Source organism: Lysinibacillus composti (assembly GCF_016908465.1).
Taxonomy (GTDB): domain Bacteria; phylum Bacillota; class Bacilli; order Bacillales_A; family Planococcaceae; genus Ureibacillus; species Ureibacillus composti_A.
Map to the genome: position 1 here is coordinate 206,337 of NZ_JAFBDY010000004.1, position 13,136 is coordinate 219,472.

Annotated in this window: 13 protein-coding genes, 1 pseudogene and 2 riboswitches; of the genes and pseudogenes, 11 read left to right on the plus strand and 3 right to left on the minus strand. The window is 36.1% G+C overall.

The features are described 5' to 3' along the window. Positions 1-72 precede the first annotated feature (72 nt). The 3 genes from JOD29_RS07195 to JOD29_RS07205 are packed head-to-tail and all read left to right on the plus strand — an operon-like array spanning position 73 to position 2,387. Positions 73-450 (plus strand): GntR family transcriptional regulator, encoded by a 378-nt coding sequence (locus JOD29_RS07195; RefSeq protein ID WP_124763927.1) that lies wholly within the window; start codon positions 73-75, stop codon positions 448-450. 30 nt (positions 451-480) lie between these two features. Continuing rightward, positions 481-1,569: a DUF1648 domain-containing protein gene (locus tag JOD29_RS07200; RefSeq protein WP_124763928.1), complete on the plus strand. Its 1,089-nt coding sequence runs from the start codon at positions 481-483 to the stop codon at positions 1,567-1,569. Positions 1,570-1,595: 26 nt separating this feature from the next. Further along, the gene (locus JOD29_RS07205; RefSeq protein ID WP_158610536.1) at positions 1,596-2,387 is read left to right on the plus strand and encodes a CPBP family intramembrane glutamic endopeptidase; all 792 of its coding nucleotides are present in this window, start codon (positions 1,596-1,598) and stop codon (positions 2,385-2,387) included. Positions 2,388-2,435: 48 nt separating this feature from the next. Here JOD29_RS07205 and JOD29_RS07210 read toward each other — a convergent pair whose 3' ends face one another. After that, a complete protein-coding gene (locus JOD29_RS07210; RefSeq protein WP_124763930.1) occupies positions 2,436-3,692 on the minus strand; it encodes an L-lactate MFS transporter in 1,257 nt (418 codons plus the stop codon). Positions 3,693-4,153: 461 nt separating this feature from the next. Further along, positions 4,154-5,533 carry a 23S rRNA (uracil(1939)-C(5))-methyltransferase RlmD gene (gene rlmD / locus JOD29_RS07215; protein ID WP_124763931.1) on the minus strand — a complete coding sequence of 460 codons (1,380 nt, stop codon included), beginning with the start codon at positions 5,531-5,533 and terminating at the stop codon, positions 4,154-4,156. 204 nt (positions 5,534-5,737) lie between these two features. Further along, a riboswitch (FMN riboswitch) is annotated at positions 5,738-5,868 on the plus strand. An 8-nt stretch (positions 5,869-5,876) separates the two neighbouring features. On the opposite strand from rlmD, the gene JOD29_RS07220 reads away from it, so the two are divergent. From JOD29_RS07220 to ribH, 4 genes and pseudogenes are all read left to right on the plus strand, one after another. Next, complete coding sequence (locus JOD29_RS07220) at positions 5,877-6,308, plus strand: hypothetical protein (RefSeq protein ID WP_124763932.1); 432 nt, start codon at positions 5,877-5,879, stop codon at positions 6,306-6,308. Between the two features lie 21 nt (positions 6,309-6,329). Further along, positions 6,330-6,460, plus strand: a riboswitch (FMN riboswitch). A 288-nt stretch (positions 6,461-6,748) separates the two neighbouring features. After that, positions 6,749-7,387 carry a riboflavin synthase gene (gene ribE, locus JOD29_RS07225; RefSeq protein ID WP_124763933.1) on the plus strand — a complete coding sequence of 213 codons (639 nt, stop codon included), beginning with the start codon at positions 6,749-6,751 and terminating at the stop codon, positions 7,385-7,387. Between the two features lie 45 nt (positions 7,388-7,432). After that, positions 7,433-8,044, plus strand: a pseudogene (gene ribB / locus JOD29_RS07230) (3,4-dihydroxy-2-butanone-4-phosphate synthase); the annotation flags it as partial. 45 nt (positions 8,045-8,089) lie between these two features. After that, entirely contained in the window at positions 8,090-8,557 is a 468-nt protein-coding gene (gene ribH / locus JOD29_RS07235; RefSeq protein ID WP_124763935.1) for a 6,7-dimethyl-8-ribityllumazine synthase, read from the plus strand. Between the two features lie 56 nt (positions 8,558-8,613). Here ribH and JOD29_RS07240 read toward each other — a convergent pair whose 3' ends face one another. Beyond that, the gene (locus JOD29_RS07240) at positions 8,614-9,429 is read right to left on the minus strand and encodes a delta-lactam-biosynthetic de-N-acetylase (RefSeq protein WP_124763936.1); all 816 of its coding nucleotides are present in this window, start codon (positions 9,427-9,429) and stop codon (positions 8,614-8,616) included. 241 nt (positions 9,430-9,670) lie between these two features. Between JOD29_RS07240 and JOD29_RS07245 the strand changes: the two genes are divergently transcribed. From JOD29_RS07245 to JOD29_RS07260, 4 genes are all read left to right on the plus strand, one after another. Next, positions 9,671-11,434, plus strand: coding sequence for a sulfatase family protein (locus tag JOD29_RS07245; RefSeq protein WP_124763937.1), 1,764 nt, complete (start codon positions 9,671-9,673; stop codon positions 11,432-11,434). 132 nt (positions 11,435-11,566) lie between these two features. Next, the gene (gene recX, locus JOD29_RS07250) at positions 11,567-12,373 is read left to right on the plus strand and encodes a recombination regulator RecX (protein ID WP_124763938.1); all 807 of its coding nucleotides are present in this window, start codon (positions 11,567-11,569) and stop codon (positions 12,371-12,373) included. Continuing rightward, positions 12,370-12,699 (plus strand): YfhH family protein, encoded by a 330-nt coding sequence (locus JOD29_RS07255; protein WP_192894203.1) that lies wholly within the window; start codon positions 12,370-12,372, stop codon positions 12,697-12,699. The genes recX and JOD29_RS07255 overlap by 4 nt, the downstream gene beginning before the upstream one ends. Before the next feature lies 1 nt (position 12,700). After that, complete coding sequence (locus JOD29_RS07260) at positions 12,701-12,979, plus strand: YfhJ family protein (RefSeq protein ID WP_124763940.1); 279 nt, start codon at positions 12,701-12,703, stop codon at positions 12,977-12,979. The last annotated feature ends 157 nt before the right edge of the window (positions 12,980-13,136 follow it).

Sequence of the window (13,136 nt, forward strand, 5' to 3'; positions counted from 1 at the left end):
AAATATATTTTGTTATAGAAAGTATAGAACAGTTTTTGTTATAATAAGTGTAGAACAGATTGGAGTGATGAAATGCTTATACGAATTGAAACAGAGTCCGAAATCCCAATCTATACACAATTAACCAATCAGATTATAGAAGGTATTGCGAAGGGGAGTTTAAAGTCAGGTGATGCCCTTCCTTCTGTAAGAGCCTTTGCTGCCGATCTCGGTGTTAATATGCACACGGTTAATAAGAGTTATCACGAGTTAGAAAAAAAGGGGATTATCCAAATTGTTCCAAAGTCAGGGGCAGTAATCTCACATTATGACAGTATTGATGACAGCACAATGAACAGAATTTCGGATCAACTTAGACCTTATATTGCAGAAGCCCTTGTTTTAGGAGTGGATAAAGAGAAATTACTAGAGCTTGTTTCTTCATTAATTAGTGATATTAAAACGAAATAATCGTACTAAAAAGTAAGAGGGGGAAAATGAATGTCACTTTCAATTATTTTAACAATCTTTGTCTTTATTATAGGCTTACAAATAGCCGTACCTTATTTAGTAAAAAGAACCGTTATTTTTGGTGTAACGGTACCAGAGCAATTTATTAATAATGATAATCTGAAATTGTTTAAAAAACGTTATTTTATTAGTATGCTAGCCATTTCAATCGTCATTATGGTTGCTTTTCTCGTATGGGCGTTAGAAAGCAATCGAAATGATGAACAAATCGTTATTGCAGGAACAATGATGCAATTCGGAGTTATTCTCATCAGTTTATCTTTATATATATATTTCCACGCAAAAACAAAGCAGTTGAAAAAAGAGAGCAAATGGACAGAAAATTTAAAGGAAGTAAGATTGACAGATTTATCAATTCGCTCTCAAGACGAAATGCTCTCTTCATATGTGTACTTTTTACCAATGATCGTCACATTGGGGGTTATATGTTACACAATCTTTCAATATGATATTTTACCTAATCAGATTCCAACACATTGGGGTCCTAGTGGAGAACCAGACGCATTTACGAAAAAAACACCTTTTACAGCTATTCAGTTGCCCTTATTCCTACTAATTATGCAAATCATGTTTTTAGCCATCCATATAGCCACGAAGAAATCTGGCATAAAACTTAGCGCCACAAATATCCAAGCATCACGTAATCGTCAATTAGGCTTACGTAAGTATTCAAGCTGGTTTACCTTTGTAGTTGTTTTATTAGTAACGATGTTATTTAGTTATTTCCAGCTCACTATGATTCATTCGAATTTATTTAGTGGAATGAAATTCTTGATACCATTTGCATTTTTAGTGCTCGTCTTAATAGGAACAAGTGTATTTGCATTAAAAGTAGGGAGAACCGATAAAGGAGATCCTGTTCAAGTTGAAGAGAACATAACTGATATCGACGAAGACCGGTATTGGAAAGGCGGCTTGTTTTATTTCAATAAAAATGATCCTTCTATTTTTGTTGAAAAACGCTTTGGAGTAGGTTGGACGTTGAATATGGCAAATCCAATTGGATATTTCATTGTGTTGATCCCGCTTGTAATTATTTTGTTAATATCGTTTTTATAAAATAAAACTGCAAAGGAATGGGAAAAATGAAACGCAACGATTTGAAGATTTCCATATTATTAGCGGTGATTTGTTTTATTGGAGGGTTTTTAGTTCTCCCATATCAATTAGACGCCATGCAGCAGACGCTTCCTCACCAATATGAACAACTAATCGAAACAATGCCGGTTCCTATGATTTTGCTTCAACTAATTACAGCGATTCAATTAACTGTTATGGCATTTATTGTGGCATTTCTAGGTATTAAAATTGCACGAAAAGTTGGTTTTTCCTTAGATATACTAGACGCCCTCTTTACTAAAACGAAAGTATCGTTTGAAACGAGGTGGGTAGTGCGCGCTTTTATTTTTGGGGCTATTTCCGCATTTGTGATTGTAGGGGCAGATCGCTTTTATTATCAGAACAAAATTTCTGGTATTAGCGATATTGAACCCGAGTTTTCTCTAATAGGTTTAATAGCAGGAGTATTTTATGGTGGTGTATTCGAAGAGCTATTGATGAGATTATTTGTTATGTCACTACTAATTTGGCTCGTTAAGATTCTATTTTATAGAGGGAAGTCTGAGTTACCTAGTTTATTTTATTGGATGGCTATTATAATTGCAGCATTATTATTTGCGATTGGACACCTACCTGCAACTGACGCAATATTTGGTGGGGTAACAACCGATCTAATGATACGTAGTCTTATATTAAATGGAATTGCCGGTATCTTCTGTGGGTATCTCTTTTGGAAAAAGGGAATTGAATACGCCATCTTATCACACATGTTTGCACATATTTCGCTTCAATTAATTATGATTCCACTTTTTTACTAAATGGAAAACTGCCAAGACTGTTGAGCAATCTTGGCAGTTTTTTATTGTTTATGAAATTGTAGAAACATCTCCAACCTTTAAGGCTTCTTCTTTTTGTTGTTTCTTTAATTTCTTCACATCGTATCGAATCCATAATGAGATACATAATGAAAGTCCGATTAAGAATGAGAATAAGTAGAATACTGGAATATAACTGTTTGTTGCGTTGCGGATAGTTGTTACAATAATTGGTCCAAAAACTCCACCTAAAGACCATGTTGTTAGTAAATATCCGTGAATAACGCCAAGCTGTTTAGTTCCGAATAGATCACTTGCGAATGCTGGTAAGTTAGAGAACCCACCACCATAACAACTAACTACTAAGAAGATTAATAGTTGGAAAATAATAAGGTTTGTTGTAAATGGTAATGTAACGAAAGTGATTAATTGGATGATAAAGAAAATAACAAATACATTATGTCGTCCAATGTAATCGGATGCAGCAGCCCATAGAAGTCGACCACCGCCATTAAATAAGCCCATTAATCCAACCATTGCAGCAGCTCCGGCTACAGATAGTCCAACAATCTCTTGAGCCATAGGAGATGCAACCGAAATCATCATAATTCCAGCTGTAACGTTAACTAAGTGCATCGACCAAAGCATCCAGAAATGTTTTGTGCGTACAGCTTCTTTTGCTGAAAGTTGAGCAAGAGCTTTTATGCCTGATGAAGTAGCGTATTTGTCACCAGAAGCATTGCCTGCAGGTGGTGCGATGTATAGAGCACCAAGCATCATTAAAATAAAGTAACTAATCCCTAAAATAAAATACGTATTAGAAATTCCAACAGCTTCCATTAACTTTGCAGCTACAGGCGCAGTAAGTAAAGCACCTGAACCGAAACCTAATACAGCCATTCCTGTTGCAAGACCACGACGATCAGGGAACCATTTTACTAGTGTTGAAACTGGAGCAATATAACCAATTCCCATACCTAATCCGCTTAATAAACCATATGTAAGCCAATAAAGTACAACTGAATCAGAAAGGATTGCTAGTCCAGCACCAGCTTGTCCTGCGCCAAATAACAATGCAGCAACCATAGCTGATTTTCTTGGTCCCATTTTTTCTACTAGACTTCCAAAGAGTGCAGCGGCAAAACCTGCAAGCCCCATCATAATAGTAAATGCTACGGTTACATTTGTAGCATTCCAACCCATTTCTTGCATGATTGGATTTTTATAAACACTATATGCATAAGCGCCACCGATTGATAAATGAATAGCGATTGCAGAAAGTGCAATTAACCATCTGTTTTTATTCATAATTTCTCTTTCAACTCCTTATTTTCTAAAACCAAATTTTTTGTGAACATTTCTTGTATATCAAGATAGCATTTTGTAAAACAGAATTGCAATAGTTTTTTTGAAAAAATATTTTCTTGAAATAGAATTTTTAATACTTGAGAGAGAAAGAAATGAGTATTTATCTGTGTTATAACAGGTATCTTGATGTGCTGTTAATTATTGTTGAATAAGGGTATATGAACGTTTTAATGTAGATTAGTACAGTATGAGCAGGGAACTTAAAAAAGAAAAATGGGGTATTAAGAAAAAGATAACGTTTTTTTAGAGAATATTGTTGAGTAATATAATTTTGAGGAAGAAAAACTATAAATATAGTTATTGAGAAAGAGTAAATGTATATTTATTCGAGAGGTAAAAAAATTAATTGTAAAAATTAAAAGCCATCAGAAAGTACCTAACTTTCTTGATGGCCACTTTGGTTATTTTGCTTTTAACGTCATTTTTGCAACGATTTCAACTCTTGCAGTTTGCGGGAACATGTCAACAGGTTGAATGTAGTCAATTTTATAAAATTTCGTTAGTTCTTGTAGATCTTTAGCAAAGGTCGATGGATTACAAGATGTGTAAACAAATCGCTTAGGTTTAATTTTTAGAACAGTTTTTATAAAGCTTGGTGCAAGACCAGTTCGCGGTGGGTCAACAGTTATGACATCAGGGATGAAACCTTCCTTACGCCATTTTGCAAGCCATTCCTCTGCTGTTCCAGTGTAATACCTAACATGCTTAAAGCTATGGTTTTTAGCATTTTTCTTAGCATCGATTATACTTTCGGGAACAACATCCATTCCTCTTACTTCTTTTGCATCACGTGCTAACCATAATCCGATTGTTCCAACACCACAATATGCATCTACAACTGTTTCTTTTCCTGTAAGGGCAGCAGCTTTTTTGATTTCATCATATAGTGAAATAGTTTGTTCAGGATTCAATTGGAAGAATGCGCGAGATGATAAGTCAAATGCTAATTCACCTAAGTTTTCATGAATTGTTTCTTTCCCGTCTAAAACAATTGTTTCATCACCGAAAATGAGCGAAGTTTTTTCTTTGTTGATGTTCTGTGTAATCGAAACAATACTTGGATCAATCTTTTTTATTCTTTCGATTAATTCATCTTTATGTGGAATTTCTTTTCGAGTTGTAACGAGACAAACTTGAGTTTCTCCAGTTTGAATCCCAGTTCGAACAACAATCGTACGTATAAGTCCATTTAAATTTTTCCCGTCATAAATCGAAATATTTAATTTCTGCAAAATTTTGCGAGTACCAACCGTAATTTTTGATGTTAAAGGGTGCTGTACTGCGCAATCGTTAATATTTAATAATTTATTTGTTCCTTCTGCATAAAGCCCAGCATAAACGCGTTTTCCTTCCTTACGAACTTGGAATGAACTTTTATTGCGATAATGCCACGGGTTATCCATTCCAATTGTAGGGAAAACATCTACAGTTTCGGCAATTGACTTAACGTATTTTTCAAGCGCTTGGACAACCATATCCCGTTTTTCCTTTAATTGACCCGAGTATGTTAAGTGTTGTAACTGACAACCACCACATTCAGTGTAGATTGGACAAATTGGATCTTGGCGATCAGGTGAATTTTTTCGGACATTTAATATTTCTGCTTCTGCAAAGTTACGTTGTAATTTTGAAACTTTAACGGTTACTTCTTCACCAGGTAGGGCTCCTTTAACGAATACAACATTTCGTTTATAAAATCCAACACCTTCACCGTTAATTCCAAGTCTTTTTATAGTTAATGGAAATTTTTGACCAATTTCCATTTGTACTTTTTCTGGCATGAGTATTTTCACGTCCTTTATTTCATTCATTAAATCATTATAACGAAGGGTATATGTAATGGAAAGGAAGAAAGGTTTTGTCTAAATAATTGTGAATATTATAAAAGTAATTTAAAACAAATAGATTTATTATTAAGTTTGTGATATCTTTATTATTAACTAAATAATAATGATGTATAGCAACGGAGATAAAGTTGTTATATATCTATCCTTCGGGGTCGGGTGAAATTCCCAATCGACGGTGATGAAGTAATTCTAAGCCCGTGAGCTTGTAATGAGCAGGATTTGGTGCGAATCCAAAGCCGACAGTATAGTCTGGATGGGAGAAGGATGTAAATGTGAAATGCTATTAAAATTGTTATTTTTAATGGCTTGTTTCTTTATGCTTTTTACATATTTACAATTCTCATCCCGTTCAATTGTGACCGGGATTTTTTATTTAGGTAACAATTTAATATTTAATGAAAAGCATGAAGAACGTTCTCCGCTTTCGGGATGTCTAGCTGCAGAGGCTAGGCTCTCGCGACACTTCGCTTCTTCTGGCGAGGGCAAAAAGCGCCCTCTTGTCAGAAGAAGCGAAGTACAAGGATGTACGAGTGCCGACAATGCCACACGATGTGGCGATTTTGTCGGCCAGTGCGTGTCGAGCCTGAACGAGCCTCCTCCGCTTTTCGTGATGTCTAGCTGCGAACGCCAGCTCTTCGACAACTTCAGAACCGCCTTCAAGGGCAAAAAGCGCCCTTTTGTCGGTTCCTCCAGTTGTTGTCAGAGCTAAGCGGGCGTTCTTCGCTTTTCGTCAGTCCTTCGGGGTCGGGTGAAATTCCCAATCGACGGTGATGAAGTAATTCTAAGCCCGTGAGCTTGTAATGAGCAGGATTTGGTGCGAATCCAAAGCCGACAGTATAGTCTGGATGGGAGAAGGATATTTGTAATGGCATTTTTGGATAACTTTATCCAAAAGGTGTATTTTTGATACTCTTTTTTACTATGTCATTTTTAATCATACTCCCAAACTCCTTAGGTGAATTGCTTATGGAGTTTTTTATTTTTCGGCAAGTATTTTCTGCGAGTGATTTCACTTAGTAAGTGTACAAACAAATTAAGGAATTCTGCAATGCCGTGAGACAAAGCAAAACTATAGCTATATAGTTCTAATTCTCGTAGTAAAACAGTAAATACTTGGTCAAAATAGTTGGTGGAAAAAGAGGTGATTGTATGTTTACAGGGATTATTGAAGATAAGGGAAAAGTAACCGCGATCCAAAAAGATGAAAAAAGTATGGAGATTACAATTTATTCACCGAAAATTATTTCAGACGCACATTTAGGTGACAGCATAGCGGTAAATGGTGTTTGTTTAACGGTTACACATTTAACTCAAGAGGAAATGACGGTTGATGTGATGCCTGAGACGGTAAAAGCGACAACAATTCATTCTTTAAAAATGGGTGACTATGTAAACTTAGAACGTGCGATGTCTGCAAATGGACGTTTTGGTGGCCATATAGTATCGGGGCATGTTGACGGGGTTGGAACAATTCGAAGTAAAAAGCCAGTTTCAAATGCGGTTTACATCGAAATTGACATTCCAAAAGAGCTCACAGAAAACTGTATCCCAAAAGGGTCTATCACGATTGATGGGACAAGCCTTACTTTATTTAATGTTAGCGAGCAAAGTGTTACGGTTTCATTAATCCCACATACTTATGCTGAAACAATTATTGGACAGAAAAAAGTTGGCGAGAAAGTCAATATTGAAACAGATTTACTAGGTAAATATGTGTTGCAGCATTTAAAACGTGCCGATAAAGGTTCTAACATTACGTTAGATTTTTTAAGACAAAATGGATTTTAACGATGTTTAGAAAATGTATTTGATTAAAAGAAAGTAGTGGTATTCATGTTAAACACAATTGAAGAAGCTCTACAGGATTTGAAAAGTGGTAAGTGTATTATTGTTGTAGATGATGAGGATCGAGAAAATGAAGGGGATTTAGTTTGTCTAGCAGAATTTGCAACTCCTGAAAATATTAATTTTATGGCAACATACGGTCGAGGCCTAATATGTACGCCGATTTCGGAGGAGCTAGCTGGAAAATTAAATTTCCATCCGATGGTATTAAATAATACAGACAATCATCAAACAGCCTTCACTGTAAGTATCGATCATGTAGAAACTACAACTGGTATTAGTGCATTTGAACGTTCATTTACGATGCAAAAAGTGTTGGATGAAAATGCAAAACCTGATGACTTCAGACGGCCAGGACACGTATTTCCGCTAGTTGCTAAACCAGGTGGAGTCCTTGAAAGACAAGGACATACTGAAGCTGCTGTAGATTTGGCTGTAGCATGCGGGAGCATTCCTGCAGGGGTTATTTGCGAAATTATGGCAAATGACGGAACAATGTTACGTTTAGATGGGTTATTGGATTTTGCACAAGAACACGAATTAAAAATTGTTTCTATTGAAGAGTTAGTTAGTTATCGAACACAAAAAGAGAAATTAGTTTAATCAATGGCACTGCCATAAATATAAAAAATGAGGAGAATTAGAATGGGAAGATTATTTGAAGCACAACTAATAGGTACGGATTTGAAAATTGGAATCGTTGTAGGTCGTTTTAATGAGTTTATCACAGCGAAATTAGTTGATGGTGCACTTGATGGACTTAAAAGACATGGAGTGGATGAAGATAATATTGATATCGCTTGGGTTCCAGGTGCATTTGAAGTGCCGTTTTTAGCGAAACAAATGGTAGAAACAGGAAACTACGATGCGGTTATTGGATTAGGAACTGTAATCCGTGGGGCTACTTCTCACTATGACTATGTAAATAATGAAGCTGCAAAAGGAATTGCGAAAGTTTCTCTAGATTCAAACGTTCCAGTCATCTTCGGTATTGTAACAACAGAAAATATTGAACAAGCAATTGAACGTGCTGGAACAAAAGCGGGGAATAAAGGTTACGATTCTGCAGTTTCTGCAATCGAAATGGCGAATCTTACAAAAATGTTTAAATAATAGTGAAGGGCATCTCAATGTGAGATGCCCTGTTTTTTTCATGATGTAAATAAAAACTAACTCCATTTATCCCATTTCCAATTATTTAAATGGTAATCCATAACTAAATTATCTAATGATTCAAAGCGATAGCCTTGTTTTTTGGCTTCTCTAATAAAATCTGGTAACGCATCTGCGTTATGCTTCGATACAGTGTGCATCAGAATAAGTGCACCTGGATGAAGCTGATTCATCAAGTGATTATAAGCGTATTCTTTACCATGTGTTTTATCAGTATCCCAGTCTTTAAAAGCAATAGACCAGAACATATGTGTATAACCATTTTTATTACCTAATTCCAACATTCGTTCACTAAATACTCCTTCTGGTGGTCGGGCATAATAAGTACGTTCGATTCCAGTTAGTTCTTTTAGAGCTTCATCGAATTTGCGCCATTCTTCTACCATTTCTTCATCCGATAATTTTGCCATATTGGGATGTTTGTAAGAATGATTGCCGATAATATGACCATCTTTCACCATTTGCTTTACTAACTCAGGTGCACTATCGATATAATGACCGACTAAGAAGAAAGTGGCTGGTACATTTTCTTTTCGTAAAGTATCTAGAATCCCTTCTGTATATCCAGCTTCAAAGCCATTATCAAACGTAAGATAGACAACTTTTTCATTTGGATTTCCTTTATAAAATGCACCATATCGTTCTAAAATTGATTCAAATTTTGCACCTGCATCCGCACCTAGACCATCTTTTGACCGAGTAAAGCCCCAGCTATGTTGCTCTGCAGCTGCATAATTAGGTTGAAGAGTTAGAATCGCTACGATCATGACGATGGTACATAGCATGAATCCTAAAATGTGATGTTTCCACATAGAATAATCCTCCTTTAAGACTTATGTTGTTCGAATTAATAGGCATTATGCGGAATATTTAATATCAAAAGGGGATAATAATGGAAACTAAATAATTAACTATGCACTAGTAAGTAATTTCTGGAGGAAAAAGGAATTAACTTCTAAACTTATTTAACAGTAAATATTAACTGTTTGAACTATTATCCTTAATAAAAATACATAAGATAAACTGTACATTCTTTTTGAAAGGAGCTAAAAAGTGACTGTTCCAGGCGGAAAAAAATCATCGCCACAACGTCCAAATATCCTTTTTATCATTGTGGATGAACAGCGTTTCCCTACTGTCTATGAAACGGAAGCATTAAAACGATGGCGTAAAGAAAATCTAATTACTCAAGAAGCATTAAAAGAACAAGGTATGACATTTTTAAATCATTATATAGGTAGTACTGCATGCTCTCCTAGTCGAACTACCTTATTCACAGGGCAATATCCTTCGCTTCATGGGGTTACTCAAACGACAGGCGCTGCAAAAGGTGCTTTCGATGCAAATGTATATTGGCTGGATCACAATACGGTCCCTACTTTAGGAAATTACTTTCGAGCTGCAGGTTATCGTACATTTTGGAAAGGGAAATGGCATCTATCTGATGAAGATATTCTAATTCCGGGAACTCATGAAGCATTGCCGAGTTATAATACAAAAAACGGTGTACCTGAACGAAAATATGAGAAACTCTATGAGGATGCTAATCGTTTAAATGCCTATGGTTTTGATGGTTGGATTGGACCAGAACCCCATGGAGCGGATCCGCGTAATTCCGGCTCTTCTGCTGCAGTAGGCTTAAGTGGTCGTGATGAAATTTATGCTGCTCAAGCAGTGGAATTAATTCAATCTCTTGAAAAGGAGTCTAATCAGCAGCCGTGGCTAATCGTTTCATCGTTAGTGAATCCACACGATATTACACTTTTTGGCCAATTATCTCAAATGAGTCCGAATTATAATTTTGATATTGACCCTTCTGTTCCAGATATCCCCTCTGCACCTACAGCAAATGAGAACTTAGAAACAAAACCACTTGCTCAAGATAGTTATCGTAAAGCTTATCAACACGCTTTTCAACCAACTTTTAATACAACGCATTACAGACAACTCTACTATTCCTTACACAAAAAAGTCGATCAAGAATTATATAAAATATATAGTGCTCTTTTAAAGTCTAAGTTCTATGAAAATACAATCATTGTTTTTACATCAGATCACGGCTCTCTATTAGGTGCCCACGGTGGACTGTTTCAAAAGTGGCATAATGCCTATGAAGAAGCCCTTCATGTTCCACTAATTATCCATAGTCCTAAATTATTCCACGAACCAAAGATAACCGATATGTTAACGAGCCATTTAGATATTATTCCTACTTTGCTTAGCCTCGCGAATATTGATGCTAAAAACTTGCAGGAAAAACTTCGTAAAACACATTCAGAGGTTCACCCGTTTGTTGGTAAAGATCTTACCCCTTTACTTCAGGGTAAAAATGATTTCCCACGAGCAAATGAACCACTCTACTTTATGACAGATGACGAAGTAACAAAGGGATTAAACCAGTTTACTTTCCAAGGGGAGCCCTATACTTCAGTTATTCAACCAAATCATCTTGAAAGTGTTATTGTTAAGTTAGCAACAGGCGAAGATAAAGCGATGGAAACTTGGAAATTCACAAGATATTTTGATAATCCCCAATTCTGGAGTAATCCTAATAATGAAGATTCTGAAGCCATTCGAAAATTAACTACTTCTTTATCTGATCAGTTAAATGCAACCTTATCTGTTTCCACTACCAAAACAGAACCCGTATCGGAACAATTTGAATTGTATAATCTTAGTAAAGATCCATTGGAACAGAATAACCTTGCCCATCCAAAATATGCGACAGCTAATTCCAAGATTGTCCAACAGCTATTATTAAAAATTTTGCAACAACAACGGAGGGAAAAAAGGTTATATCCGAGAACTAGTAACTAAGAAGGCAGTCAAACCCTTTTCACCAAATGGGGTTTGGCGCTTTTTTATATGCTCTGTGGTTACTCGTCGCAGAAGGGATTTGCTGAATGAAGTTAAAAAAACATGTATACTAATAGCGAAGGAGTGTTCCGTATGCAAGTCATTTCAAAAATAAGTCGTCAAAAAAATAATGCTGAACGCTATAATATATATATAAACGAGGAGTACGCCTTTGCTGTAGATGAATCGACTTTAATCAAGTTCGGTTTGACAAAAGGCAAGGTACTAGATCAATTTGAGATTGATGAAATTACCTATGAGGATGAGATAGCTAAAGCATTTAATCGGGCACTGAACTACTTAAGCTTCCAAATGCGTAGCGAGTATGAGGTGAAGAAGAAACTGTTAGATAGTGGTTTCGGCGAGGCGGTTTCTCTTGAAGCTATTCGAAAACTTGAAAAGCTTGGTTTTTTAAATGATGAAACTTACTCCAAGGCACTGCTTGAAACTAGGAAGAAGACAGCCAAAAAAGGCCCTCGTGCCATTAGGCAAGATTTAATAAAAAAGGGAATCGATAAAAGCACCCAAGAAAAAGTGCTTGAAACGTTTACATATGATGAACAATTAAAAGTTGCTATGGGGCTTGCCGAAAAAGCGGTACGTTCCAATGCAAATAAAACACCATCACAGGTTAAACAGAAAATCCAAGATCTCCTAGCACGGAAGGGTTACTCCTTTGCCATTATAAATGATATACTTGACCAAATTAATTTGGAGCGAGAAGATGATGAATGGCAAGGAATGATTGAACTTCAAGGAATGAAAATCTGGAATAAATATGCTAGTAAATACACAGGCAGCGATTTGAAAATGAGAGTAAAACAAGCCTTATATCAAAAAGGTTTTCCGATAGAAATCATTAATCGCTTTATGGATGAAAGGGAGCATGACGAATTATGAATGAAAAATCATATGCACAAATGACAGAACACGAGCTTAGAGAAGAAATTGGCAAATTAAAAGAAAAAGCAAGAAAAGCAGAACAGCTTGGAATCGTAAATGAATTTGCTGTCTATGAACGAAAAGTTATTATGGCTTCTGCATATTTAGTTGATCCAGAGTCAATTATTCCGGGAGAAATGTACCGAATTGAAGGAGCACCAGGTGAATTTTTCAAAGTAGATTACTTAAAAGGCCGTTTTGCTTGGGGCTATCGATTAGGCGGAGAACAGCATGAAGAAGCATTGCCAATTTCAATGCTTTCCCCAATGAAAGTAGGGAAATAACATGAATACAAATACATTTATTGATAAACTAACACAAGAATTAAGTGAAAAAAACCCATATCTTTCTGTGAATAAGGCACGAACTTGGATTGAACTACTCTGGTCCGACTTTGAATCAACTTATGCAAAGGCAGGATATGATTATCGTGGCGGAGAATATACAGAAAAAATTATCCGCCAGTGGATTGCAAGTTACGGGGATAAGATCCATGAATTCGCAGGACGTAATCCAAAATATTCCCACCTTTTAGATGAGAACGATGATGATATAATACAATAAAAAACAAACGTACGGAAAACTTTATTAAGAAGTTTTTCGTACGTTTACTTGTTGTCGGAGCTAACGGGCGTTCTCCGCTTTTCTTGATGTCTAGCTGCGAACGCCAGCTCCTCGACAACTTCAGAACCGCCTTCAAGGACTAAAAGCGTCCTTTTGT

Coding starts and splice junctions, on each gene's coding strand:
- JOD29_RS07195 (WP_124763927.1), top strand. CDS start 73: ATGCTTATACGAATTGAAACAGAGTCCGAAATCCCAATCTATACACAA.
- JOD29_RS07200 (WP_124763928.1), top strand. CDS start 481: ATGTCACTTTCAATTATTTTAACAATCTTTGTCTTTATTATAGGCTTA.
- JOD29_RS07205 (WP_158610536.1), top strand. CDS start 1,596: ATGAAACGCAACGATTTGAAGATTTCCATATTATTAGCGGTGATTTGT.
- JOD29_RS07210 (WP_124763930.1), bottom strand. CDS start 3,692: ATGAATAAAAACAGATGGTTAATTGCACTTTCTGCAATCGCTATTCAT.
- rlmD (WP_124763931.1), bottom strand. CDS start 5,533: ATGCCAGAAAAAGTACAAATGGAAATTGGTCAAAAATTTCCATTAACT.
- JOD29_RS07220 (WP_124763932.1), top strand. CDS start 5,877: ATGCTATTAAAATTGTTATTTTTAATGGCTTGTTTCTTTATGCTTTTT.
- ribE (WP_124763933.1), top strand. CDS start 6,749: ATGTTTACAGGGATTATTGAAGATAAGGGAAAAGTAACCGCGATCCAA.
- ribH (WP_124763935.1), top strand. CDS start 8,090: ATGGGAAGATTATTTGAAGCACAACTAATAGGTACGGATTTGAAAATT.
- JOD29_RS07240 (WP_124763936.1), bottom strand. CDS start 9,429: ATGTGGAAACATCACATTTTAGGATTCATGCTATGTACCATCGTCATG.
- recX (WP_124763938.1), top strand. CDS start 11,567: ATGCAAGTCATTTCAAAAATAAGTCGTCAAAAAAATAATGCTGAACGC.
- JOD29_RS07255 (WP_192894203.1), top strand. CDS start 12,370: ATGAATGAAAAATCATATGCACAAATGACAGAACACGAGCTTAGAGAA.
- JOD29_RS07260 (WP_124763940.1), top strand. CDS start 12,701: ATGAATACAAATACATTTATTGATAAACTAACACAAGAATTAAGTGAA.